The organism is Pseudomonas sp. NPDC099000 (assembly GCF_044759925.1).
In the GTDB taxonomy this organism is placed as follows: Bacteria; Pseudomonadota; Gammaproteobacteria; order Pseudomonadales; family Pseudomonadaceae; genus Aquipseudomonas.
In genome coordinates, this window is record NZ_JBIWAF010000003.1 from 432,089 (window position 1) to 454,956 (window position 22,868).

Here is a 22,868-nt window from a genome sequence, read left to right on the forward strand (position 1 = left end):
CAACACAGATCAATAGTCGTCCCCGCGATCGGTAACGTCCTTCTCCACCATCCCCGCCTCCGGATCATGCCCCGCCGGAAACTTGCCCTTCAGGTTCCACGCAAACGCAATAATCTCGGCAATCGTCCGATACAACTCTTCCGGAATACTTTCCCCCAGTTCCATCCGCGCCAGCAGCTTCACCAGCTCGGCGTTTTCATAGATCGGCACTTCATAATCACGGGCAAGCTTCAGGATGGCTTCGGCCAGTGCTTCGTCGCCTTTGGCCGTGAGGGTCGGGGCGTGGGTGCCGTCGTATTTGAGGGCGATGGCCTGGCGTGGGGTGTTGGGGTTTCTCATGCGGTTTCGTCGACCCAGCGTTGTTCGAGGCGGGTTTGCGGGCCTTGCGGCGGCGTGCCGAGGTGGCAATCCAGATCGCCGACGTTCAGCCCGGAATCCAGCAAGCGCTGGCGCAGTGCGGCCAGATTGCTTTCGATCAGGCTGGCGGTGTACGGGCGTTCGGCCCACAGCTGGCTGGACAGGCTGCCCTTGATAAGCTGCGCCTGAACCTGCAACGGGCCCAGTTGCTCCATGTCGAACGCCAGGTCCACGCGCCACAGTTGTTGTTTCGGTTCGCGTTCGTCCCGGCGTTCATGGGGTTGTTCTTTCTCGGGCGCTTCTTCGCGCTGGAATTTGACCTGCAACGGTACGATGTCCTGCAAATTGCGCATCGGGATTTCCAGCTGCCAGGTGCTGAGCAGTCGTCCATCGTCAGTGACGCCGGTTTGCTCAAGACTCGACAATTGATGGCTTTGCAGGCGCGAAACGGCCGCCGCCGCCAGGCGCAGCAACTGCTCCAGATCGTTTTCACCGTCCTGGCTTTGCAGCAGCCGTTCGGGCAGCGGGAAACTGGTCGGCAACGGTTTGGCGCTGACCTGGCCGAGCATGCCGAGGGCGCTGCGCACGAAACTCGGCATGGATTGGACCAGCGTGTTGGCCGCAATAATCGCGTTGAGATTGGTGTTGGCTGGCAATCCCGGCGTCAGTTGCGCGATCAACTTGAGCAGGTCGCCTTTCATGTCCGGCGCCAGTGTCGGGTTCTGCCCCATGAGCAGTTTCGCTTCGAGGAACACACCGCTATTGGCCAGCGCTTGAGCCAAACCCTTTGGCGTACTCAGTTGTTGAACGTCCGGCAAACCGGCCAGCAGTTTTTCCACGGCCACCCGCAGGTCGCTGGAGGTCTGATCCGACGGTGGCAGGTTTTGCAAAACCTTTATCAAACCATCCAGCGAGCCTTGGCGGCTCTGCTGACTGACCAATTGCTGGGTAACCGCCAACTGCTCCTGACGATTGCTCAGCGGCACGAATTTCAAGGTTTGCGTGTCCTGCACCAAGGCGCTCAACAACGTGCCGATGCGCAGTGGCGTCGGGCTGTCGATGCTCAGCGTGCTGCCGCTCAACGCGGTGTTGAGCAGGCTCACCATCGAACGAAACACCGTCGGCTGGCCTGGCACCTGCGGCAACACTTGCGAGGTCAGCACTTTACCCTGCAACAACGTCCCGACCGGCAATTGCGCCGTGTCGATGCGGGTGAGGGTGGCGACGCTGGAAGCGATGGCCTGCTGCACCGTGATCGCCAGATTGCTCGCTGATGGCTGGGTGATCGCCAGGCTGGTGCCTTGGGGCAGCGGCTGGGTGCTGGTGGCCTGGACCGTGGTCTGGCGACCGCTGTCGAGGGTGACTTTGAGCAACAGTTGAAAGGTCTGATCCGCCTGCTTGAGCGACAGCACTTCGGCCTTGGCGGTCTGACCGGGTGTGATCAGGCCCTCCATCGGCGTCAGCAGCTTGAGCAGGTCGCCACTCAGCACCAGCGGCCGCGAAGTCGCGGGCGTGGTCTGCGGTAGCGGGAGGATGTTCATTTCGCCTGTCATACGCGGTCACAACCTGAGGAAAATGCACTCTTTAGAGTAGGGCATGGCATGTATAATGCCGCCCGTCTTTCGGGGAGTGGCGAAAACATTGCATTTGTTTGACGCAGCTCTCTAGAACAAGCCGCCAATGCATCTATGCTGCATCTCTTTAGCGGCCGCTCCGCCGCCGACTTGAACCGCAAAAGGCCCGTGATCTCTTGACCAGTCCTGTCCTGCAAACCGTTGCCCTCGCTTGTGAGCGAGACCTTCGGCTGCTCTTCGAAAATCTCGAATTGAGACTGGCCAGTGGCGAAATGGTGCAAATCAGCGGCCCCAACGGCAGTGGCAAGACCAGCCTTTTACGGCTGCTGTCCGGCCTGATGCAGCCGACCGCTGGTCAAGTGCTGCTCAACGGCCAGCCGCTGAACGATCAGCGCCTTGAACTGGCGCGCAACCTGCTGTGGATCGGGCATGCCGCCGGGATCAAGGACTTGCTGACGCCGGAGGAGAACCTGGTCTGGCTCTGCGCCCTGCATCAACCGGCCTCCCACGAGGCGATCTGGCAAGCGCTGGCTGATGTCGGACTGCGCGGTTTCGAGGATGTTCCCTGTCACACGTTGTCCGCCGGACAAAAGCGCCGCGTGGCGTTGGCGCGACTGTATCTGGACAGCCCGCCGCTATGGATCCTCGACGAGCCGTTCACCGCACTCGACAAACAAGGCGTGGCGCAACTCGAAGAACACCTGGCCGCCCACTGTGAGCGCGGCGGCATGGTGGTGCTGACCACGCACCACACGCTGAGCCGGATGCCGGCCAGCTATCGCGATATCGATCTGGGGAAGTGGGCCGTATGAGTGTTTTCGGCCTGTTGGTCGCCCGCGAGGCCCGTCTGCTGTTCCGCCGTCCGGCTGAACTGGCCAATCCGCTGGTTTTTTTCGCGATCGTCGTTTCGCTGTTCCCTTTGGCGGTCGGTCCCGAGTCTCAATTGTTGCAAACCTTGTCTCCGGGACTGGTCTGGGTCGCGGCCCTTTTATCGGTCCTGCTCTCGCTGGACGGGCTCTTCCGCAGTGATTTCGAAGATGGATCGCTTGAACAGTGGGTCCTTTCGTCGCACCCCCTGCCTCTTCTGGTTTTGGCCAAGGTACTGGCACACTGGGCCTTCTCTGGCCTGGCACTGGTTTTGCTCGCTCCGCTGCTGGCGTTGATGCTCGGTTTGCCAACCGCCTGTCTGCCGGTGTTGCTGCTTTCTTTATTGCTGGGTACACCGGTGCTGAGCCTGCTCGGTGCGGTGGGCGCAGCCCTGACGGTAGGATTGAAACGCGGCGGCCTGTTGCTGGCGCTGCTGATTCTGCCGCTGTACATCCCGGTGTTGATTCTCGGCAGTGGCGCCTTGCAGGCGGCTTTGCAGGGCATGCCGGCGACCGGTTATCTCTTGTGGCTTGGTAGCCTGACCGCCCTGGCGATAACCCTGACACCGTTTGCAATAGCTGCTGGCCTGAAGATTAGCGTCGGCGAATAATGAGGTCTGGTCAAAATTTGATCAGTAAAGACCCTTGGCTCTTCACAGCGAAGAGCAACCGTGATGGAAACAGTAATGAACTGGACCTGGTTTCATAAGCTCGGCTCGCCCAAATGGTTTTACGGCATCAGTGGAAAATTGCTGCCGTGGCTGAGCATCGCCGCGTTATTGCTGATCGGCATCGGTGTCGTTTGGGGCCTGGCCTTCGCGCCGCCTGACTACCAGCAAGGCAACAGCTTTCGCATCATCTATATCCACGTTCCGGCCGCCATGCTGGCGCAGTCCGTCTACGTCATGCTCGCCGTGTGCGGCATCGTCGGGCTGGTCTGGAAAATGAAACTGGCCGACGTCGCCCTGCAATGCGCTGCACCCATCGGTGCGTGGATGACTGCGGTGGCGCTGGTCACCGGCGCGATCTGGGGCAAACCGACCTGGGGCTCTTGGTGGGTCTGGGATGCGCGACTTACGTCCATGCTTATTCTGCTGTTTCTGTACTTCGGTCTCATTGCACTGGGCAACGCGATCAGCAATCGTGACAGCGCGGCCAAGGCCTGCGCGGTCCTGGCGATTGTCGGCGTGATCAACATCCCGATCATCAAATACTCGGTGGAGTGGTGGAACACCCTGCACCAGGGCGCGACGTTCACCCTCACCGAAAAACCGGCGATGCCCGCCGAGATGTGGCTGCCACTGCTGCTGACGGTGCTGGGTTTCTACTGTTTCTTCGGCGCGGTGCTGTTGCTGCGCATGCGCCTTGAAGTGCTCAAGCGCGAAGCCCGGGCCAGTTGGGTGAAAGCTGAAGTGCAGAACAGTCTGGAGGCCGTTCGATGAGTTTTGCTTCATTCGGCGACTTCCTCGCCATGGGCCATCACGCCCTGTATGTCTGGTCAGCCTATGGCATCTGCCTGGCGGTGCTGGCCCTCAACGTGGCGGCGCCGATCCTGGCCCGCAAGCGGTATCTGCAACAAGAGGCGCGTCGTTTGCGCCGGGAGAACGGCAAGTGAATCCGCTGCGCAAAAAGCGTCTTATCATCATTCTCGCGATCCTGGTGGGTGTCGGCGCTGCCGTCGGCCTGGCCCTGAGCGCCCTGCAGCAGAACATCAATCTGTTTTACACCCCGACCCAGATCGCCAACGGCGAAGCCCCGCAAGACACGCGCATCCGCGCCGGTGGCATGGTCGAGAAGGGCTCGCTGCAACGTTCCGGCGATTCGCTGGACGTGAAATTCATCGTCACCGACTTCAAAAAATCCGTGACCATCAGCTATCGCGGCATCCTCCCGGACCTGTTCCGCGAAGGGCAGGGCATCGTCGCCCTGGGCAAACTGAACGCCGACGGCGTGGTGGTGGCCGACGAAGTGCTGGCCAAGCACGATGAGAAGTACATGCCGCCGGAAGTGACCAAGGCTTTGAAAGACAGCGGTCAATCTGCTCCAACGCCCGCGAAGGAGGGTTGATCGATGACATCCGGACTGTTTATTCCTGAACTCGGCCACCTGGCCATGATTCTGGCGCTGTGTTTCGCGCTGGTCCAGGCCATCGTGCCATTGCTCGGCGCCTGGCGCGGTGACCGCTTGTGGATGAGCCTCGCGCAGCCGGCCGCCTGGGGCCAGTTCGCCTTCTTGCTGTTCGCCTTCGGCTGCTTGACCTACGCGTTCATGGCCGACGACTTCTCCGTCGCCTACGTGGCGAGCAACTCCAACAGCGCCTTGCCGTGGTACTACAAGTTCAGCGCGGTGTGGGGCGCTCACGAAGGCTCGTTGCTGCTGTGGGCCTTGATCCTCGGCGGCTGGACCTTTGCAGTGTCGGTGTTCTCCCGGCAGTTGCCGCAAGTGATGCTGGCCCGCGTGCTGGCGGTGATGGGCATGATCAGCATCGGTTTCCTGCTGTTCCTGATCCTCACCTCGAACCCGTTTGCACGGATCCTGCCGCAGATTCCGGCGGACGGTCGCGACCTCAATCCCTTGCTGCAAGACATCGGCCTGATCGTTCACCCGCCGATGCTGTACATGGGGTATGTCGGTTTCTCCGTGGCCTTCGCTTTCGCCATCGCCGCGTTGCTGGGCGGTCGTCTTGATGCGGCGTGGGCGCGCTGGTCGCGTCCATGGACCATCGTCGCCTGGGCTTTCCTCGGGATCGGCATCACGCTCGGTTCGTGGTGGGCCTACTACGAACTCGGCTGGGGCGGCTGGTGGTTCTGGGACCCGGTGGAAAACGCCTCGTTCATGCCATGGCTGGTGGGTACGGCGCTGATTCACTCGTTGGCGGTCACGGAAAAACGTGGCGTGTTCAAGAGCTGGACCGTGTTGCTGGCCATTGCCGCGTTCTCGTTGAGCTTGCTCGGCACGTTCCTCGTGCGTTCCGGTGTACTGACCTCGGTTCACGCCTTCGCGTCCGATCCTGAGCGCGGCGTGTTCATTCTGATTTTCCTGCTGTTCGTGGTCGGCGGTTCGCTGACGCTGTTCGCCCTGCGCGCGCCGGTGGTGAAGAGCCACGTCGGCTTCAACCTGTGGTCCCGGGAAACCCTGCTGCTGGGCAACAACCTGGTGCTGGTGGTGGCGGCGTCGATGATCCTGCTCGGCACCTTGTACCCGCTGATTCTCGATGCGATGACCGGCGCCAAGCTGTCGGTCGGCCCGCCGTACTTCAATGCGCTGTTCATTCCGTTGATGGCGTTGCTGATGATGGTGATGGCCGTTGGCATGCTGGTGCGCTGGAAAGACACCCCGGTCAAATGGCTGATGAGCATGCTCACGCCGGTGTTGCTGGGCAGTGCTGCGTTGGCCGTGGTGGCTGGCGTCGCTTACGGCGATTTCAACTGGGCGGTGATCGCCACGTTCATGCTCGCCGCGTGGGTGTTGCTGGCCGGCGTGCGCGACATCCTCGACAAGACCCGCCACAAAGGTCTGATCAAAGGTCTGCCGACCCTGACCCGCAGCTACTGGGGCATGCAGATCGCGCACCTGGGCATCGCCGTGTGTGCCCTCGGTGTGGTGCTGTCGAGCCAGAACAGTGCCGAGCGCGATTTGCGCCTGGCGCCGGGCGAGTCCATGGACCTGGCCGGTTATCACTTCGTGTTCGAAGGCGCCAAGCACTACGAAGGCCCGAACTTCACCTCCGACAAGGGCACCGTGCGAGTGATCCGCGATGGCAAGGAAGTCAGCGTATTGCACCCGGAAAAACGCCTGTACACCGTGCAGAACTCGGTGATGACCGAAGCCGGGATCGACGCCGGTTTCACCCGTGACATCTACGTCGCACTCGGCGAACCGCTGGGCGATGGCGCCTGGGCCGTGCGCGTGCACGTCAAACCGTTCGTGCGCTGGATCTGGTTCGGCGGCCTGCTCACAGGTTTCGGCGGGTTGCTGGCGGCGCTGGATCGCCGTTATCGGGTCAAGGTGAAAAGCCGCGTGCGTGAAGCACTGGGCATGACGGGAGCCACTGCATGAGACGTTGGTTAATGCTGTTGCCACTGGCGATTTTTCTGGTGGTGGCTGTTTTCCTGTATCGCGGGTTGTACCTGGACCCGGCCGAGTTGCCTTCGGCGATGATCGGCAAACCGTTCCCGGCGTTTTCCCTGCCGACCGTGGAGGGCGACAAGACCCTGACCAAGGCCGACATTCTCGGTAAACCGGCGCTGGTCAACGTCTGGGCCACCTGGTGCATCGCCTGCAAGGTCGAGCATCCGGTACTGAACAAACTGGCCCAGCAGGGCGTGACGATTTATGGCATCAACTACAAGGACGTCAACGCCGACGCGAAGAAGTGGCTGGTGGAATTCCACAACCCTTACCAGCTGGGGATCAGTGACGCGGAGGGCTCGCTGGGCCTGAACCTCGGCGTGTATGGCGCGCCGGAAACCTTCTTCATCGACGCCAAAGGCATCATCCGCGACAAGTTCGTCGGCGTGATCGACGAACAGGTCTGGCGCGAAAAACTGGCGGCCAGGTATCAGGCGTTGGTCGACGAGGCCAAGCCATGAAACGCTGGATAGCCGCTGTTGTACTGGGTTTGAGCATGGCCGGCTTCGCGCACGCGGCCATCGACACCTACGAATTCGCCAAAGAAGGCGATCGCGAGCGTTTCCGCGAGCTGACCAAAGAGCTGCGTTGCCCCAAATGTCAGAATCAGGACATCGCCGATTCCAACGCACCGATCGCCGCCGACCTGCGCAAAGAGATTTTCCGCATGTTGGGCGAAGGCAAGGACAACCAGCAGATCATCGACTTCATGGTTGATCGCTACGGTGACTTCGTCCGCTACAAACCCGCTCTGAATGCCAAGACCGCCTTGCTCTGGTTCGGCCCCGCCGGCCTGCTGCTGGGCGGTTTTGTGATCATCGCCGTGATCGTCCGCCGTCGTCGCGTGCAACGCACGGACACCAAGGATGAGCTTTCTGCCGAGGAGCGCGAGCGCCTCGACCACCTGTTGGATAAAACCAAGAATGATTGATTTCTGGCTCGCTGCAGGTCTGCTACTTCTGGTTGCCCTGAGTTTTCTGCTGATCCCCGTTTTGCGTGGCCGTCGCGCACAGCTTGAAGAGGATCGTACTGCCCTGAACGTCGCGCTGTATCAGGAGCGCGTGGCTGAGTTGCAAACCGAGCAGGAAGAGGGCGTGCTCAACGCTGCGCAACTGGAAACCGGTCGCGCCGAAGCGGCCCGTGAGTTGCTCGCCGACACCGAAGGCGTCGAGGCACCGCGCGTGGCCCGCCTGGGCAAACCGTTGCCCTTGCTGGCGGCGATTCTGGTGCCGGTCCTGGGGCTGGGCTTGTACCTGCATTTCGGCGCCAGCGACAAGGTCGAACTGACCCGCGAATTCGCCCAGGCGCCGCAGTCGATGGAGGAGATGACCCAGCGTCTGGAGCGCGCGGTCGCGGCACAGCCGGATTCGGCTGAGGGCTTGTACTTCCTCGGTCGCACCTACATGGCTCAGGACCGTCCTGGCGACGCGGCGAAGATCTTCGAGCGCACGGTGAACCTGGCCGGTCGTCAGCCGGAGCTGCTCGGCCAATGGGCCCAGGCCCAGTACTTCGCCGATGGCAAAAAGTGGTCGGACAAGATCCAGGCACTGACTGACGAAGCGCTGAAAGCCGATCCGAAAGAAGTCACCAGCCTTGGTTTGCTGGGTATCGCGGCGTTTGAAAGCCAGCGGTATCAGGACGCCATCGACTACTGGAATCGCCTGTTGGCACAACTGCCACCGGAGGATAGCTCCCGTGCCGCACTGCAAGGCGGGATCACGCGGGCCACCGAGAAACTCGAAGCCAGCGGCGGCAAAGTCGCCCAGGCGCCAGCGGCCAAAGCGGCAGCGAAGCTTAAGGTCACCGTCGATCTGGCGCCCGAGTTGAAAGCCAAGGTCCAGCCCGGCGACAGCGTGTTCATTTTCGCCCGTGCCACCTCAGGTCCACCGGCCCCGCTGGCCGCCAAGCGTCTGACCGTGGCCGATCTGCCGGCCACCGTCGAACTGGGCGATGCCGACGCAATGATGCCGCAGTTGAAACTGTCGAACTTCCCTGAAGTCCAACTGGTTGCGCGTGTCTCCCGCGCCGGCCAACCGACTGCCGGCGAATGGATCGGTCGCAGCCAGCCCCTGGCCAGCAGCACCACCGCAACGCAAAAACTCACCATCGACAGCCCGGATAAATAACAGGAACCACCGCCATGACCGCCATCGCTCGTATCACCCTGCTCAGTCTGGTCCTGGGGTTAAGCGCCTGTGCGGTCCAGCGGCCCCCGGAGCAGCCGACCCCGCCACCGATCCCGCCGTCGCAGCCAAGCACCAAACCGGCGCCCTCGACGGCGCCGAGCAAACCGACCACCCCGGCCAAACCCGCCAAGCCGCTGCCACGCACCTCCGCCAGCTTCGCGCCGCCACCGGGTGGCAACAGCCATTGGGATGCCAAGCTTGGCGTCTACGTGCTTGATGACCAGCCCAACACCTTCTACCGCCAGCGCACCTATTACCGTTGGAACAACGGCTGGAGCCGGTCGATCAGCCCGAACGGGCCATGGGAAGAGACCAATATCCATGGCGTGCCGGGTGGCCTGGGACGGCAATTCGGGGAGTAATGCAAAAGGCGACTTTCGGGGTCGCCTTTTTTGTGGGCGCAGGAAAAGGAGGACCACCATGAAACTTGTGGGCGCGAGCCTGTTTGCGAAGACGGACTGACATTCACATTGATGTCGACTGATACATCGCTTTCGCGAGCAGACTCGCTCCCACAGAGGATTTGTGTTGTTGGTCAGAACGCGGCTTTGCCTATTGAAGATCCGCCGTCGACAAACAAGGTCTGCCCGGTGATAAACCCGCTTTGCTCGGACAACAAAAACGCAATGGCCGCCGCGATCTCTTGTGGCTGCCCCAGTCGCCCCATCGGCACACCCGCCAGATACCGCGCTTCACCTTCGCTGCCCGGCGGGTTGTTGGCGCGAAACAGCTCGGTTTCGGTCGGCCCCGGCGCCACGGCGTTCACGGTCACACCAGTTTGCGCCAGTTCCAGCGCCCAGGAGCGCGTGAAGCTGATCAGCGCTGCTTTGGCTGCCGCGTAGGCCGTGCGCTGGGTGATGCCGAGTACGGTCAGACTGGAAATATTGACCACCCGACCCCAGCCCTTGGCGCGCATGTTCGGCAGCAGCGCCTGAGTGGCCTGCAGCGCCGCATGTAGGTTGACGCGCATCACGTCATCAAACGTATCGAGGTCGATTTCGCCCAGCACTTGCGGGCGAACCAGGCCGACGTTATTTACCAGCCCATCAAACTCATACGTCCTGGACAGATCCGCCAGCACTTCCTGGGTCAGCGCTCGGTCACTCAAATCCAGCGGAAACAGAATGCCGGGGAACGACAGGTCAGGCGTCCGGGCAATCCCGACCACCCGATGCCCCGCACGGTCCAGATGTTCGGCTACAGCCCGGCCTATGCCTTTGCTGGCACCGGTAATGAGAAAGGTACGTCGGGTCATTGCACACTCCTTGAAAGCACATGCCGCCGGGGCAGGCGGCCGTTGAGCGGGTCAGCCGCGAATCGCATCAAGCATCGCTTCAGGCTTTGGACGCTGAGTGTAATTCGGGTTGGCCTTGGCGGTACCGAATCAGGTGAGACCCATCCTGGCCGCAGGGACGAAAGGCGCTCAGGTGAAGTTATAGGATTCATGCTTGGGGCATGAGGAATTCACATCCTGAAAAACAACGTGAACAGACCCTGCCTGGCTTCTATGGTGCAGTGGCGTTCCATTAAGGTGAATTTTGCTGGAGGAACCGCTGTGCACTATCCAATCATTATTGAGTGGGGAGATGAAAGGACTGCGACAGGTATTCAAATACCGGATATCCCGGGTGCTGTGACTGCCGGGGATACGTTCGAGGAGGCATACGACGCAGCCGTCGAAATCGCGCAGATACTTCTGCAACAAATGGAAGAACTGGGGATGGATATTCCGGCGCCCACATCGGTGAGCGAGCATCGAGGCAATCCGGAGTTTTCAGGCAGAGGCTGGGGAGTGTTGAAGATTTGATGTGCGGAACATCAGTCGCACATCAATCACGAGCAAACCAGATTCCTGTGGGCGCGTGGCTTACCCGCGAAGCTTTTGATGCCTTAAGCCGTCGCCAACGAAGCCTTCGGCGAAACGCTCAAAAACCGCAACAACGCCAACAACGGAAACGCGCTGCCCACGATCACGATCCACAGCCAGCCGCCATGTTCATACACCGGGCTGGCCACCGAGGATCCGAACGCGCCGCCGATGAAGATACTGGTCATGTACAACGCATTCAAGCGGCTGCGGCTTTTGGCGTCGAGGGCGTAGACCGCGCGTTGGCCGAGGACCATGTTCATCTGCACACAGAAGTCGAGGACCACGCCGGTGACTGCGAGACCGATGACGCTGTAGACCGGGTGGATGAACGCCGGCAGGAAGCTCAGGCTGGCGAACAGCAGGGCCAGCAAGGAGGCGATGCGAGTGTGGCCGGCATCGGCCAGTCGACCCGCAATCGGGGCGGCGATCGCACCGATGGCACCGACCAGTGCAAAGATCGCGATCTGGGTTTGTGACAGGCCGTGATTGCGCGCCAGTTCCAGCGGCACGGCGGTCCAGAACAGGCTGAACGTGGCGAACATGCAGCCTTGGTAAAACGCACGCTGACGCAACACCGGTTGTTGGCGCAACAGCGTCCAAAGAGAACCCAGCAACTGGCCATAAGAGGCGCTGTGATCGGGCTGGCGCTTGGGAATCGTCAGCGCCAGCACGATGCTGATCGCCGCCATCAACGCAGCTGCGATCACAAACATCGCGCGCCAGCCGAAGTGGTCCGCCACGAGGCTGGACACTGGCCGCGCCAACAGAATCCCCAGCAGCAAACCGCCCATGATCCCGCCGACGACCCGACCGCGTGACTCTTCCGGCGCGAGGTGCGCGGCCAGCGGAATCAGGATTTGCACCGACACCGAACTGAACCCCACCAGCAACGAGATCAGCAAGAATACATTTGGCTGATCGGTAAACGCTGCGCCCAACAGGCTGGCAATCGCCACCACGGTGGTGATGATCATCAGTCGGCGGTTTTCCAGCAGGTCGCCCAGCGGCACCAAAAAGAACAAGCCGAGCGCGTAACCAATCTGGGTCAGCGACACAATCAGGCTGGCCATGGTGCTGGTCAGGCCGATGTCCGGCGCGATCAAGCCGATAATCGGCTGGGCGTAGTAGATGTTGGCCACAATCGCGCCGCAGCAAAAGGCGAACAGCAGCACCATGCCTTTGGTCATTGTCGCGGTGCCGTGGGGCACCTGAGTCGCTGGGTTCATAACGTGTCTCGCTGAACAAAAGGGGATGTGCGCAGGCTAAAGAGGTAACGGATTCGGCAGAAGTGGGATTGGCGTGATAGCAATCATTCCTTTGCGGAATGAGTGATGGACGTGAGTGCTGTCCATCGATGACCTTGCGTCAAAATATCGAGGTCCGATGATACATTCACTTACATCCTGTTCGATAGCGTGCTTATGTTCTCCTTCACGATTCATAACCGGAAGGCACTTCCATGAATGCGATGTTTCGTCACCTTATTCGCGGCGCTTCAGTTGTTTCCTTGATCGGCGTGTTCACGGCGGGTCTGGCCCAGGCCGCCGACGCGCCGGGAATGCGTATCGGTGTACGCGGCGAGATAACCGGGGTCAGCCCCGATGTCTTGAAAGTCCACGTCAACTCTGGCGAAAACGTGGTGATTAACCTGACCAACGACACCAAAGTCCGCGCCGTTACCCTGGCCAATATCGAAGACATCAAACCGGGCAGCTACATTGGCTCAGCGGCCATTCCTCAGGACGACGGCACCTTGAAGGCGCTGGAAGTCCACGTCTTTCCGCCGGAACTGGCGGGCAGCGGCGACGGGCATCGCCCGTTCGATCTGGTCAAGGGCAGCAGCATGACCAATGGCAGCGTGGGCGATCTGGTGGTCAGCAATGGCCGGGTGTTGACCGTCAACTACAAGGGCGGACAGCAGAAGATCCTGGTGCCGGAGGATGTGCCGATTGTGAATCTGATGCCGGGGGATAGGAGTTTGCTGAAGGTGGGTGTGAAGATCGTAACGTTTGTGACCCAAAGTGCTGACGGGACGCTGACGGCGCAATCGATCTCGGCCGGCAAGGATGGCGTCACCCCACCGATGTAACGCCGGATGCTAACCCCTGTGGGAGCAAGCTCGCTCCCACAGGGATCTTCAGCGAATACAAATCTGTTGTTCGGGCATAAAAAAGGCGACCTCATCAGGTCGCCTTTTTGTTGGGCTCAGGAATTACTGGCCGCTGTAAATCTGATCAAAGATCCCGCCATCATTGAAGTGAGTTTTCTGCACGGTACGCCAGTCACCAAAGGTCTTCTCCACCGACAGGAAATCCACTTTCGGGAAGCGATCGGTGTACTTGGCCAGCACCGCCGGATCACGCGGACGCAGGTAGTTGGCCGCCGCAATTTCCTGCCCTTCCGGCGACCACAGGTACTTCAGGTATTCCTCGGCGGCCTCGCGGGTGCCTTTCTTATCGACGCTTTTGTCGACCACTGACACCGGCGGTTCGGCTTCAGCGGAGACGCTTGGGTAGATCACTTCAAACTGATCACGACCAAACTCACGGGCAATCATTTCCGCTTCGTTTTCGAAGGTCACCAGCACGTCTCCGATCTGGTTGGTCATGAACGTGGTGGTGGCGGCACGGCCACCGGTATCCAGCACCGGCGCTTGCTTGAACAGCTTGCCGACGAAGTCTTTGGCCTTGTTCTCGTCACCGCCGTTTTTCAGCACATAACCCCAGGCAGACAGGTAGGTGTAGCGGCCGTTACCCGACGTTTTCGGGTTTGGCACGATCACCTGCACGCCGTCCTTGAGCAGGTCCGGCCAGTCTTTCAGGGCTTTCGGGTTGCCTTTGCGGACGATGAACACGGTAGCCGAGGTGAACGGTGCGCTGTTGTTCGGCAGGCGGGTGACCCAGTTGTCCGGGACCAGTTTGCCGTTGTCCGCCAGGGCATTGATGTCGGTGGCCATGTTCATGGTGATGACGTCTGCGGGCAGGCCATCGATCACCGAACGCGCCTGTTTGCTGGAGCCGCCGAAGGACATCTGCAAGGTGATGTTCTCGTTGTGCTCGGCTTGCCAGTGTTTCTGGAACGCAGTGTTGTAGTCCTTGTAGAAATCGCGCATCACGTCGTAGGAAACGTTGAGCAGGGTGGGTGCGGCCTGAGCCACGCTGGTCAGGGCCAGGCCAGCGGCCAGAAGTGAGGCGCCAAAGAGTTTTTTCACTGCGCATTCCTTGTTTTATAAGAGTGTTCTATAAAGTTTTTATAAAAAGTGAGGCAATTTGCCAGCGACTATAGCCGGGCTCGCATAGTCCTTTAAAGATTAAAAAGCACTTTGCTTATTCCAGTTTTTTAAACAGCGCATTGCCACAGCGCGAGCAAAACGCCGCGCCATGTTCGTGACTGTTTTTCTTGCACACCGGGCAGTCGTGTTGCAGCTGTTCACCGCGCATGGCATTGGCCAGTTCGGCGGTGAAAATACCGGTCGGCACCGCGATGATCGAGTAACCGGTGATCATCACCAGCGACGAAACCACCTGGCCCAACGGCGTCTTGGGCACGATGTCGCCGAAGCCCACCGTGGTCAACGTGACGATCGCCCAGTAGATGCCCTTGGGAATGCTGGTGAAGCCGTGTTCCGGGCCTTCGATCACGTACATCAACGTGCCGAACACCGTCACCAGCGTGCAGACGCTGACCAGAAACACCACGATCTTCTGTTTGCTGCCACGCAGCGCCGACATCAAATAGTTGGCTTGCTTGAGGTACGGGCTGAGCTTGAGCACGCGGAAAATCCGCAGCATCCGAATGATCCGGATGATCAGCAAGTACTGCGCATCGGCGTAATACAGCGCCAGGATCCCGGGCACGATCGCCAGCAAATCCACCAGCCCGTAAAAGCTGAACGCATAGCGCAACGGCTTGGGCGAGCAGTACAGGCGCAAGCCATATTCGATGGCGAAGATGATGGTGAAGCCCCACTCGATGTACGCCAGCACGTTGGCGTAGTTCTGGTGAATGGAGTCGATGCTGTCGAGCATCACGACCACGATGCTGGCGAGGATGATCAACAGCAGGATGCCGTCGAAGCGCCGCCCCGCCTTGGTGTCGCTCTGGAAAACCATGACGTAAAGTTCTTCACGCCAGTTTTTGCTGCTGTCCATGGATACCGCCTGAACCAATGATCAGCGAAGCCTAGGTTGATTCTCCTCCATAGTGCAAGGCGTACGGGCGACAGGGGTCATTCCGAGCATTTGAACAACCGTGCCGATCAGCCAGCAGGCGAGGATGAAAGGCGCGGTCAGCGTTGGCAAACCGATGGCGGCAAACACCGGCGTCAGCAACAGCGCCGATGCAATACCGACCAGCGGCAGCCACGGATGCTGGCGCAGCGAGCTCAAGGCGAGGGCGGCGAGTACGGCGTTATAGCCGCCGAGGCCGATCAATGCGCTGTAAAAATCGTGATGCAGCAGGCTCCAGCCCATGCCCGCGACAGACGCCAACAACGCCCAGCAGAATGCGCGGCGATCAGCGATCAGCAAACCCACGGCAATCATCGCACCGGCCAGCGGATGACCGAGGAACATCACCTGGCCGAGGCCTTTCAGTGGTGCGGCGAGCATGTTCAGCGTATTGATTTCGATCAAGTGCGCATTTGTCGAGGGCGTGGCGAAGCACAGCAGCAACCAGCCCAGCCCCACGAAGGGCGCCGTATAGGCAGGCAGGTAGTGGCTGACCCGGACGCGTTTGAGCCATTGCTGAGTGAACATCGCACTCAGCCCGCCCGCAGCAATGATCAACGGCGGCAACAGCGCTGACCAAGGGAAATACAGGCTCAGCAAAAGGCCGAGCAAGACACCGTTGTAACTGAACAGTCCGGCCTGACGATCGGCCTTGGCGTAACCGCGACGTTGCGCGGTGAGCAACCCGGCGACACCGCCCAGCAGCGCACCGCCGAGCAGGGTGGGCGCGGTGAAAAGAATCGCCAACAGGCACAGCAGACCAAACAGCGGATGGCGCTGGAGGAAGATCTGGCTGAAACCGTTGAGCAGGGCAGTCGCCCAATCGGGGCAGTGGGTGTTGAAGTGGTTGGCAGGCATGGTAAGGGTCATTCAGTACAGATCGTTCCCACGCTCTGCGTGGGAATGCCTCAATGGACGCTCTGCGTCTGCTCTTGGGACGCAGAGCGTCCCGGGCTGCATTCCCACGCAGAGCGTGGGAACGATCATCTTGTGGGTTAGATCAACGTTTCTATACGCAACGAGTTAGTCGACCCCGGCTGCCCAAACGGCACACCCGCCGTGATCAATAACGTGTCCCCGCGCTGCGCCATGCCTTGGGCCTGGGCAATCTCCAGCGCCGTCGAGCACACCTCATCCACCTGCCGCAGCCGGTCATTGACCACCGAATGCACACCCCACGCCACCGTCAGCCGGCGAGCGGTTTGCAGGTTCGGTGTCAGGTTGAGGATCGGCACCGTTGGCCGCTCCCGCGCTGCACGTAAACTCGAGGTGCCGGACTCGCTGTAATTCACCAGCACCGCCACCGGCAGCACATTGCTGATGCGGCGGATCGCGCAGCTGATCGCGTCAGAAACCGTCGCCTCGGCCTTCGGCCGGCTCACGTCCAGTTGCGCCTGATAATCCGGACCGTTTTCCACCTGGCGAATGATCTTGCTCATCATCTGCACGGCTTCCAGCGGGTACTCACCGGATGCGGTTTCCGCCGACAGCATCACCGCATCGGCCCCTTCGGCCACGGCGTTGGCGACATCGGTCACCTCGGCGCGGGTCGGGGCCGGGGAGAAGCGCATCGATTCCAGCATCTGCGTCGCCACCACCACCGGTTTGCCCAATTGGCGGCAAATGCTGATGATGTTTTTCTGAATCTGCGGCACGCTTTCGGCCGGCACTTCCACGCCCAGGTCACCGCGAGCGACCATGATCGCGTCGCTCAATTCGGCGATTTCCCGCAGCTGAATCACCGCCGATGGCTTCTCGATCTTGGCCATCAAGAACGCTTTGTCGCCGATCAGTTCGCGCGCCTCGCGGATGTCTTCCGGACGCTGCACGAACGACAGCGCGACCCAGTCCACACCCAGCTCCAGACCAAAGCTCAAGTCGCGGCGATCCTTGGCGGTCAGCGGGCTCAATTCCAGCACCGCTTGCGGCACGTTCACCCCTTTGCGATCCGAGAGTTCGCCGCCATTGAGCACGGTGGTGTCGATGGCGTCGGCGTACTTGGTGACCACGCGCAGACGCAGCTTGCCGTCATCCAGTAGCAGGTCCATGCCCGGTTCGAGCGCCGCGATGATTTCCGGGTGAGGCAGGTTGACCCGGCGCTCATCCCCCGGCGTCGGGTCAAGATCCAGACGCAGCGCCTGACCGCGATGCAATTGCACCTTGCCCTCGGCAAACTTGCCGACCCGCAGTTTCGGGCCTTGCAAGTCCATCAGAATGCCCAACGGGTAATTGAGCTGGCGCTCCACTTCACGAATCCACTGATAACGCTGAGCGTGGTCGGCGTGATCGCCGTGGCTGAAGTTCAGGCGAAAGATGTTGACCCCGGCCTGCACCAGCTCACGGATGTCGTCGATCCCGTCAGTCGCAGGACCAAGGGTGGCGAGGATTTTGACCTTTTTATCAGGCGTCATTTTCAGGGCTCTCGAGGATCAGGATGGCGCGGAAGTCGTTGACGTTGGTGCGGGTCGGCTCGGTGACGATCAGGGCGTCCAGCGCCTCGAAATAGCCGTAGCCATTGTTGTTGTCCAATTCGTCGCTGGCGCTCAAGCCGAGGGCGGCGGCGCGGGCGTAGCTGTCCGGGGTCATGATTGCGCCGGCGTTGTCTTCGGAGCCGTCGATGCCATCGGTGTCACCGGCCAGGGCGTAGACGCCGGGCAGGCCTTTGAGGCTGTCGGTCAGGCTCAGCAGGAATTCGGCGTTGCGTCCGCCACGGCCATTGCCGCGCACGGTGACGGTGGTTTCACCGCCGGACAAAATCACGCACGGCGCCGCCAGCGGCTGGCCGTGCAGGACCACTTGCCGGGCGATACCGGCGTGAACCTTGGCCACGTCGCGGGATTCGCCTTCCAGATCGCCAAGGATCAGCGGGCTGAAACCGGCCTGACGCGCTTTCACCGCGGCGGCTTCAAGCGACTGCTGCGGGCGGGCGATCAACTGGAAATGACTGCGTGCCAGGCTCGGGTCGCCGGGTTTGACCGTCTCCGATTCCGGGCTTTGCAGCCAGGTGCGCACCGAGGCCGGAACGTCGATGCCATAGCGTTTGAGAATCGCCAAGGCTTCGGCCGAAGTGCTCGGGTCGGCCACGGTGGGGCCGGAGGCGATGACGGTGGCGAGGTCCCCCGGTACATCGGAAATCGCGTAGGTATAAACAGTGGCCGGCCAGCAGGCTTTGCCGAGGCGGCCACCCTTGATCGCCGAGAGGTGCTTGCGCACGCAATTCATCTCGCCGATGGTGGCGCCGGATTTCAGCAGGGCTTTGTTGACCGACTGCTTGTCGGCGAGGGTGATGCCATCGGCCGGCAATGCCAGCAGGGCAGAGCCGCCGCCCGAGAGCAGGAAGATTACGCGATCGTCTTCGCTCAGGTTGCTGACCAGTTCGAACACGCGCTTGGCGACGGCTTGACCGGCTGCATCAGGCACCGGGTGAGCAGCTTCGACGACTTCGATTTTTTCGCACGGGGCGCCGTGGCCGTAACGGGTGACCACCAGACCGGAGACTTCGCCCTGCCAGCAACGCTCGACGACCTGAGCCATGGCGGCCGCGGCTTTGCCGGCACCAATGACGATCACCCGACCGCTGCGGTCTTTGGGCAAATGGGCTTCGAGGACTTGCTGCGGATGGGCCGCGTCGATGGCTGTGGCAAACAGCTCGCGCAGGAATTGTTGCGGATTGACCGACATGGCGGGCTCCCGGGAATTTCTTGTTATTTGAAAGGGCAACACAGATCCCTGTGGGAGCGACCTGTGGCGAGGGGGCTTGCCCCCGTTGGGCTGCGAAGCAGCCCCAAAATCTGTGATGCAGCAAAGATCTTGTGAGTGCTTCGCACTCAAACGGGGGCAAGCCCCCTCGCCACAGGCCTGCTCCCACAGGGTGGGGCGGGGCTTACTTATCGCGAATCGAGAAATTCGCCATGTGTTCCAGGCCCTTGATCAGCGCCGAGTGGTCCCAGTTGCTGCCACCGATGGCTGCGCAGGTGCTGAACACTTGCTGGGTGTTGGCGGTGTTCGGCAGGTTGATGCCCAACTCGCGTGCGCCGGCCAGGGCCAGGTTAAGGTCCTTCTGGTGCAGGCTGATGCGGAAGCCTGGGTCGAAGGTGCCTTTGATCATGCGCTCGCCGTGCACTTCGAGGATCTTCGACGACGCGAAACCGCCCATCAGCGCTTCACGGACCTTGGCTGGATCGGCACCGTTTTTCGAAGCGAACAGCAGGGCTTCGGCCACCGCCTGGATGTTCAGCGCCACGATGATCTGGTTCGCCACTTTCGCGGTTTGACCGTCGCCGTTGCCGCCGACCAGGGTGATGTTCTTGCCCATCGCCTGGAACAGTGGCAGTGCGCGTTCGAAGGCATCGGCATCGCCGCCGACCATGATGCTCAGGGTCGCAGCCTTGGCGCCGACTTCACCGCCGGACACTGGCGCGTCGAGGTACTGAGCGCCTTTTTCGTTGATTTTGGCAGCGAAGGCTTTGGTGGCCGTCGGCGAGATCGAGCTCATGTCGATCACGACTTTGCCTTTGCCAACACCGGCCGCAACACCGTCGGCGCGGAACAGCACGTCATCGACCTGTGGGGTATCCGGCACCATGATGATGATGACTTCAGCTTCCTGGGCGACTTCTTTCGGGTTCGCCAGGGCGACGGCGCCACCGGCAATCAGGTCGGCCGGCGCGGCGTCGTGGTGCGCCGACAGGAACAGGCTGTGACCGGCTTTCTGCAGGTTCAACGCCATTGGGTGGCCCATGATGCCGGTGCCGATAAATCCGATTTTAGCCATGAGAAATTCCTCTTGTTTTTATTGCTCTGTTCGCAAAATTCGTGGTGTCAGCGAGGGGCGCCTTCGCGGGCAAGCCTCGCTCCTACGGGTAGGTGTCGGTCGCCCAATTGCGTATTAACCTGATCCTGTAGGAGCGAGGCTTGCCCGCGAAGAACGATGACGCGGTGTCAGGTCAGATCGCGTTATGGGTTTTCAACCAGCCCAAACCCGCTTCCGTGGTGGTCAGCGGCTTGTACTCACAGCCAACCCAGCCCTGATAACCGATGCGGTCCAGGTGTTCGAACAGGAAGCGGTAGTTGATTTCACCGGTGCCCGGTTCGTTGCGCCCCGGGTTGTCGGCCAACTGGATATGGTTGATCTCGCCCAGGTGTGCAGCCATGGTGCGGGCCAGGTCGCCCTCCATGATTTGCATGTGATAGATGTCGTATTGCAGGAACAGGTTGGCGCTGCCGACCTGCTCGCGAATCGACAGGGCTTGCGCCGTGTTGTTCAGGTAGAAACCCGGGATGTCACGGGTGTTGATCGCTTCCATCACCAGCTTGATACCCGCCGCTTGCAGCTTGTCGGCGGCGTACTTGAGGTTGGCGACGAAGGTTTTTTCCACGGTGGCCTCGTCGACGCCTTGTGGGCGGATACCGGCCAGGCAGTTGACCTGGGTGTTGCCCAACACTTGCGCGTAGGCAATCGCCAGATCGACACCAGCGCGGAACTCTTCAACCCGGTCCGGCAGGCACGCGATACCGCGTTCGCCCTTGGCCCAGTCACCGGCCGGCAGGTTGAACAGCACCTGGGTCAGACCGTTGGCGTCGAGCTTGGCCTTGATCTCCGCAGAGCTGAAGTCGTAGGGGAACAGGTACTCGACACCACTGAAGCCGGCCTTGGCGGCCGCTTCGAAACGGGCAAGAAAATCCTGCTCAGTGAACAGCATGGACAGGTTGGCTGCGAAACGCGGCATGGTGGTCTCCTGTAAGTGTATGAGGGCTGATCGTTCTCACGCTCTGCGTGGGAATGCCTCCCCGGACGCTCTGCGTCCAGCCGTTATGTGACGCGGAGCGTCACTGGATGCATTCCCACGCAGAGCGTGGGAACGATCGTACGGGTCAATCGAGCAACGAAATCGCGGTCGGCGCATCGTTGCCGACCAGCGCCAGGTCTTCGAATTCGTTGACGGCGTTGATCTCGGTGCCCATGGAAATGTTAGTCACGCGCTCCAGGATAATCTCGACGATCACCGGCACCTTGAACTCTTCGATCAACTCCTGGGCCTTGCGCAGGGCAGGCTGGATCTGACCCGGTTCGAACACCCGCAGTGCCTTGCAGCCGAGGCCTTCGGCAACCGCGACGTGGTCGACACCGTAACCGTTGAGTTCCGGAGCATTCAGGTTATCGAAGGACAGCTGCACGCAGTAGTCCATGTCGAAACCGCGCTGGGCCTGACGAATCAGCCCCAGGTACGAGTTGTTTACCACAACGTGGATGTACGGCAGCTTGAACTGCGCGCCCACCGCCAGTTCTTCGATCATGAACTGGAAATCATAGTCGCCCGACAGCGCCACGACCTTGCGGGTCGGATCGGCCTTGACCACGCCCAGCGCAGCCGGAATGGTCCAGCCCAACGGACCAGCCTGACCGCAGTTGATCCAGTGACGCGGCTTGTAGACGTGCAGGAACTGCGCGCCGGCTATCTGCGACAGACCGATGGTGCTGACGTAGCAAGTGTCTTTGCCAAACACCTGGTTCATTTCTTCGTAAACCCGTTGCGGCTTGACCGGCACGTTGTCGAAGTGAGTCTTGCGCTGCAGGCTGGCTTTGCGCTGCTGGCAGTCTTGCAGCCAGGCGCTGCGGTTTTTCAGCTTGCCGGCGGCTTGCCATTCGCGAGCGACTTCGATGAACACGGTCAGCGCGGCAGCAGCGTCGGAAACGATGCCCAGGTCCGGGTTGAACACGCGGCCGATTTGCGTCGGCTCGATGTCGACGTGAATGAACTTGCGGCCTTCGGTGTACACGTCGATCGAACCGGTGTGACGGTTGGCCCAACGGTTACCGACGCCCAATACCACGTCGGACTTCAGCAGGGTGGCGTTGCCGTAACGGTGCGACGTCTGCAAGCCAACCATGCCGACCATCAGTGGGTGGTCGTCCGGAATCGTGCCCCAGCCCATCAGTGTCGGGATAACCGGAATACCGGTCAGCTCGGCGAATTCCACCAGCAACTCGCTGGCATCGGCATTGATGATGCCGCCACCGGCCACCAGCAACGGACGCTCGGCCTGATCGAGCATGGCCAGGGCCTTCTCGATTTGCACACGGTTCGCAGTTGGCTTGGCCAGCGGCAGTGGTTGGTAGGCGTCGATGTCGAATTCGATTTCAGCCATCTGCACGTCGAACGGCAGGTCGATCAGTACCGGGCCTGGACGGCCGGAGCGCATTTCATAGAAGGCTTTCTGGAACGCATACGGCACCTGGCCCGGCTCCATGACGGTGGTTGCCCACTTGGTCACTGGTTTGACGATCGCGGTGATGTCGACAGCCTGGAAGTCTTCCTTATGCATACGGGCGCGGGGTGCTTGCCCGGTGATGCACAGAATCGGGATCGAGTCGGCCGAGGCGCTGTAGAGCCCGGTGACCATATCCGTACCGGCCGGGCCGGAGGTGCCGATGCACACGCCGATGTTGCCGGCCTTGGTGCGGGTGTAACCCTCGGCCATGTGCGAGGCGCCTTCAACGTGGCGAGCAAGGACGTGATCGATGCCACCGACCTTTTGCAAGGCGGAGTACAGCGGGTTGATCGCGGCGCCCGGGATGCCAAAAGCGGTATCAACCCCTTCACGGCGCATCACCAGAACGGCGGCTTCGATTGCTCTCATTTTGCTCATGGTTT

23 protein-coding genes and 1 pseudogene are annotated in these 22,868 nt (G+C 60.9%); 12 read left to right on the forward strand and 12 right to left on the reverse strand.

What is annotated here, in order from left to right; genetic code table 11:
- Positions 1–9: 9 nt before the first annotated feature.
- Together ACIQV9_RS06625 and ACIQV9_RS06630 are read right to left on the reverse strand one after the other, a co-directional pair.
- Positions 10–339 carry an EscU/YscU/HrcU family type III secretion system export apparatus switch protein gene (locus tag ACIQV9_RS06625; protein ID WP_403099497.1) on the reverse strand — a complete coding sequence of 110 codons (330 nt, stop codon included), beginning with the start codon at positions 337–339 and terminating at the stop codon, positions 10–12.
- Entirely contained in the window at positions 336–1,910 is a 1,575-nt protein-coding gene (locus ACIQV9_RS06630) for a flagellar hook-length control protein FliK (protein ID WP_403099500.1), read from the reverse strand. The genes ACIQV9_RS06625 and ACIQV9_RS06630 overlap by 4 nt, the downstream gene beginning before the upstream one ends.
- A 197-nt stretch (positions 1,911–2,107) precedes the next feature.
- Between ACIQV9_RS06630 and ccmA the strand changes: the two genes are divergently transcribed.
- The 10 genes from ccmA to ACIQV9_RS06680 all read left to right on the forward strand — a co-directional run bounded on the left by ccmA (position 2,108) and on the right by ACIQV9_RS06680 (position 9,476).
- Entirely contained in the window at positions 2,108–2,743 is a 636-nt protein-coding gene (gene ccmA, locus ACIQV9_RS06635; RefSeq protein ID WP_403099502.1) for a cytochrome c biogenesis heme-transporting ATPase CcmA, read from the forward strand.
- Complete coding sequence (ccmB, locus tag ACIQV9_RS06640) at positions 2,740–3,408, forward strand: heme exporter protein CcmB (protein ID WP_090188533.1); 669 nt, start codon at positions 2,740–2,742, stop codon at positions 3,406–3,408. The genes ccmA and ccmB overlap by 4 nt, the downstream gene beginning before the upstream one ends.
- A gap of 75 nt (positions 3,409–3,483) precedes the next feature.
- The gene (locus ACIQV9_RS06645; protein ID WP_109628608.1) at positions 3,484–4,239 is read left to right on the forward strand and encodes a heme ABC transporter permease; all 756 of its coding nucleotides are present in this window, start codon (positions 3,484–3,486) and stop codon (positions 4,237–4,239) included.
- Entirely contained in the window at positions 4,236–4,412 is a 177-nt protein-coding gene (gene ccmD / locus ACIQV9_RS06650; RefSeq protein ID WP_008145547.1) for a heme exporter protein CcmD, read from the forward strand. The genes ACIQV9_RS06645 and ccmD overlap by 4 nt, the downstream gene beginning before the upstream one ends.
- Positions 4,409–4,864 carry a cytochrome c maturation protein CcmE gene (ccmE, locus tag ACIQV9_RS06655; RefSeq protein WP_095127755.1) on the forward strand — a complete coding sequence of 152 codons (456 nt, stop codon included), beginning with the start codon at positions 4,409–4,411 and terminating at the stop codon, positions 4,862–4,864. The genes ccmD and ccmE overlap by 4 nt, the downstream gene beginning before the upstream one ends.
- A 3-nt stretch (positions 4,865–4,867) precedes the next feature.
- Positions 4,868–6,856 carry a heme lyase CcmF/NrfE family subunit gene (locus ACIQV9_RS06660; RefSeq protein ID WP_403099506.1) on the forward strand — a complete coding sequence of 663 codons (1,989 nt, stop codon included), beginning with the start codon at positions 4,868–4,870 and terminating at the stop codon, positions 6,854–6,856.
- On the forward strand, positions 6,853–7,389 hold the full coding sequence (locus ACIQV9_RS06665) for a DsbE family thiol:disulfide interchange protein (protein ID WP_403099509.1): 537 nt from the start codon (positions 6,853–6,855) through the stop codon (positions 7,387–7,389). The genes ACIQV9_RS06660 and ACIQV9_RS06665 overlap by 4 nt, the downstream gene beginning before the upstream one ends.
- Positions 7,386–7,859 carry a cytochrome c-type biogenesis protein gene (locus tag ACIQV9_RS06670; RefSeq protein ID WP_403099511.1) on the forward strand — a complete coding sequence of 158 codons (474 nt, stop codon included), beginning with the start codon at positions 7,386–7,388 and terminating at the stop codon, positions 7,857–7,859. The genes ACIQV9_RS06665 and ACIQV9_RS06670 overlap by 4 nt, the downstream gene beginning before the upstream one ends.
- Positions 7,852–9,054: a c-type cytochrome biogenesis protein CcmI gene (gene ccmI, locus ACIQV9_RS06675; protein ID WP_403099513.1), complete on the forward strand. Its 1,203-nt coding sequence runs from the start codon at positions 7,852–7,854 to the stop codon at positions 9,052–9,054. The genes ACIQV9_RS06670 and ccmI overlap by 8 nt, the downstream gene beginning before the upstream one ends.
- Before the next feature lie 14 nt (positions 9,055–9,068).
- Positions 9,069–9,476, forward strand: coding sequence for a hypothetical protein (locus ACIQV9_RS06680; RefSeq protein WP_109628612.1), 408 nt, complete (start codon positions 9,069–9,071; stop codon positions 9,474–9,476).
- 173 nt (positions 9,477–9,649) lie between these two features.
- On the opposite strand, the gene ACIQV9_RS06685 is transcribed toward ACIQV9_RS06680, so the two are convergent.
- Positions 9,650–10,369, reverse strand: a complete 720-nt coding sequence (locus ACIQV9_RS06685) for an SDR family oxidoreductase (RefSeq protein WP_403099516.1) — start codon at positions 10,367–10,369, stop codon at positions 9,650–9,652.
- Positions 10,370–10,669: 300 nt separating this feature from the next.
- Here ACIQV9_RS06685 and ACIQV9_RS06690 point away from each other — a divergent pair.
- A pseudogene (locus ACIQV9_RS06690) lies at positions 10,670–10,918 on the forward strand (type II toxin-antitoxin system HicB family antitoxin); the annotation flags it as partial.
- A gap of 86 nt (positions 10,919–11,004) precedes the next feature.
- Here ACIQV9_RS06690 and ACIQV9_RS06695 read toward each other — a convergent pair.
- Positions 11,005–12,210 (reverse strand): MFS transporter, encoded by a 1,206-nt coding sequence (locus tag ACIQV9_RS06695; RefSeq protein WP_403099519.1) that lies wholly within the window; start codon positions 12,208–12,210, stop codon positions 11,005–11,007.
- Between the two features lie 233 nt (positions 12,211–12,443).
- Between ACIQV9_RS06695 and ACIQV9_RS06700 the strand changes: the two genes are divergently transcribed.
- Positions 12,444–13,073, forward strand: a complete 630-nt coding sequence (locus ACIQV9_RS06700; protein WP_403099521.1) for a hypothetical protein — start codon at positions 12,444–12,446, stop codon at positions 13,071–13,073.
- 123 nt (positions 13,074–13,196) lie between these two features.
- On the opposite strand, the gene ACIQV9_RS06705 is transcribed toward ACIQV9_RS06700, so the two are convergent.
- The 8 genes from ACIQV9_RS06705 to gcl form a co-directional block, all read right to left on the reverse strand.
- Entirely contained in the window at positions 13,197–14,195 is a 999-nt protein-coding gene (locus tag ACIQV9_RS06705; protein WP_403099523.1) for a sulfate ABC transporter substrate-binding protein, read from the reverse strand.
- Between the two features lie 115 nt (positions 14,196–14,310).
- On the reverse strand, positions 14,311–15,135 hold the full coding sequence (locus ACIQV9_RS06710; RefSeq protein ID WP_403099525.1) for an ion transporter: 825 nt from the start codon (positions 15,133–15,135) through the stop codon (positions 14,311–14,313).
- A gap of 21 nt (positions 15,136–15,156) precedes the next feature.
- The gene (locus ACIQV9_RS06715; RefSeq protein ID WP_403099585.1) at positions 15,157–16,071 is read right to left on the reverse strand and encodes an urea transporter; all 915 of its coding nucleotides are present in this window, start codon (positions 16,069–16,071) and stop codon (positions 15,157–15,159) included.
- Between the two features lie 137 nt (positions 16,072–16,208).
- A complete protein-coding gene (gene pyk, locus ACIQV9_RS06720) occupies positions 16,209–17,624 on the reverse strand; it encodes a pyruvate kinase (protein ID WP_403099526.1) in 1,416 nt (471 codons plus the stop codon).
- Positions 17,614–18,894: a glycerate kinase gene (locus ACIQV9_RS06725; RefSeq protein ID WP_403099528.1), complete on the reverse strand. Its 1,281-nt coding sequence runs from the start codon at positions 18,892–18,894 to the stop codon at positions 17,614–17,616. Before ACIQV9_RS06725 ends, pyk begins: the two co-directional genes overlap by 11 nt.
- Before the next feature lie 202 nt (positions 18,895–19,096).
- Entirely contained in the window at positions 19,097–19,987 is an 891-nt protein-coding gene (locus tag ACIQV9_RS06730; RefSeq protein WP_403099530.1) for a 2-hydroxy-3-oxopropionate reductase, read from the reverse strand.
- Between the two features lie 172 nt (positions 19,988–20,159).
- Positions 20,160–20,942: a hydroxypyruvate isomerase gene (hyi, locus tag ACIQV9_RS06735; RefSeq protein WP_403099532.1), complete on the reverse strand. Its 783-nt coding sequence runs from the start codon at positions 20,940–20,942 to the stop codon at positions 20,160–20,162.
- 145 nt (positions 20,943–21,087) lie between these two features.
- Entirely contained in the window at positions 21,088–22,863 is a 1,776-nt protein-coding gene (gcl, locus tag ACIQV9_RS06740; protein ID WP_010456878.1) for a glyoxylate carboligase, read from the reverse strand.
- Positions 22,864–22,868: the final 5 nt, after the last annotated feature.

Coding starts and splice junctions, on each gene's coding strand:
- ACIQV9_RS06625 (WP_403099497.1), bottom strand. CDS start 339: ATGAGAAACCCCAACACCCCACGCCAGGCCATCGCCCTCAAATACGAC.
- ACIQV9_RS06630 (WP_403099500.1), bottom strand. CDS start 1,910: ATGACAGGCGAAATGAACATCCTCCCGCTACCGCAGACCACGCCCGCG.
- ccmB (WP_090188533.1), top strand. CDS start 2,740: ATGAGTGTTTTCGGCCTGTTGGTCGCCCGCGAGGCCCGTCTGCTGTTC.
- ACIQV9_RS06645 (WP_109628608.1), top strand. CDS start 3,484: ATGAACTGGACCTGGTTTCATAAGCTCGGCTCGCCCAAATGGTTTTAC.
- ccmD (WP_008145547.1), top strand. CDS start 4,236: ATGAGTTTTGCTTCATTCGGCGACTTCCTCGCCATGGGCCATCACGCC.
- ACIQV9_RS06660 (WP_403099506.1), top strand. CDS start 4,868: ATGACATCCGGACTGTTTATTCCTGAACTCGGCCACCTGGCCATGATT.
- ACIQV9_RS06665 (WP_403099509.1), top strand. CDS start 6,853: ATGAGACGTTGGTTAATGCTGTTGCCACTGGCGATTTTTCTGGTGGTG.
- ACIQV9_RS06670 (WP_403099511.1), top strand. CDS start 7,386: ATGAAACGCTGGATAGCCGCTGTTGTACTGGGTTTGAGCATGGCCGGC.
- ccmI (WP_403099513.1), top strand. CDS start 7,852: ATGATTGATTTCTGGCTCGCTGCAGGTCTGCTACTTCTGGTTGCCCTG.
- ACIQV9_RS06680 (WP_109628612.1), top strand. CDS start 9,069: ATGACCGCCATCGCTCGTATCACCCTGCTCAGTCTGGTCCTGGGGTTA.
- ACIQV9_RS06685 (WP_403099516.1), bottom strand. CDS start 10,369: ATGACCCGACGTACCTTTCTCATTACCGGTGCCAGCAAAGGCATAGGC.
- ACIQV9_RS06695 (WP_403099519.1), bottom strand. CDS start 12,210: ATGAACCCAGCGACTCAGGTGCCCCACGGCACCGCGACAATGACCAAA.
- ACIQV9_RS06700 (WP_403099521.1), top strand. CDS start 12,444: ATGAATGCGATGTTTCGTCACCTTATTCGCGGCGCTTCAGTTGTTTCC.
- ACIQV9_RS06710 (WP_403099525.1), bottom strand. CDS start 15,135: ATGGACAGCAGCAAAAACTGGCGTGAAGAACTTTACGTCATGGTTTTC.
- ACIQV9_RS06715 (WP_403099585.1), bottom strand. CDS start 16,071: ATGCCTGCCAACCACTTCAACACCCACTGCCCCGATTGGGCGACTGCC.
- pyk (WP_403099526.1), bottom strand. CDS start 17,624: ATGACGCCTGATAAAAAGGTCAAAATCCTCGCCACCCTTGGTCCTGCG.
- ACIQV9_RS06725 (WP_403099528.1), bottom strand. CDS start 18,894: ATGTCGGTCAATCCGCAACAATTCCTGCGCGAGCTGTTTGCCACAGCC.
- ACIQV9_RS06730 (WP_403099530.1), bottom strand. CDS start 19,987: ATGGCTAAAATCGGATTTATCGGCACCGGCATCATGGGCCACCCAATG.
- hyi (WP_403099532.1), bottom strand. CDS start 20,942: ATGCCGCGTTTCGCAGCCAACCTGTCCATGCTGTTCACTGAGCAGGAT.
- gcl (WP_010456878.1), bottom strand. CDS start 22,863: ATGAGCAAAATGAGAGCAATCGAAGCCGCCGTTCTGGTGATGCGCCGT.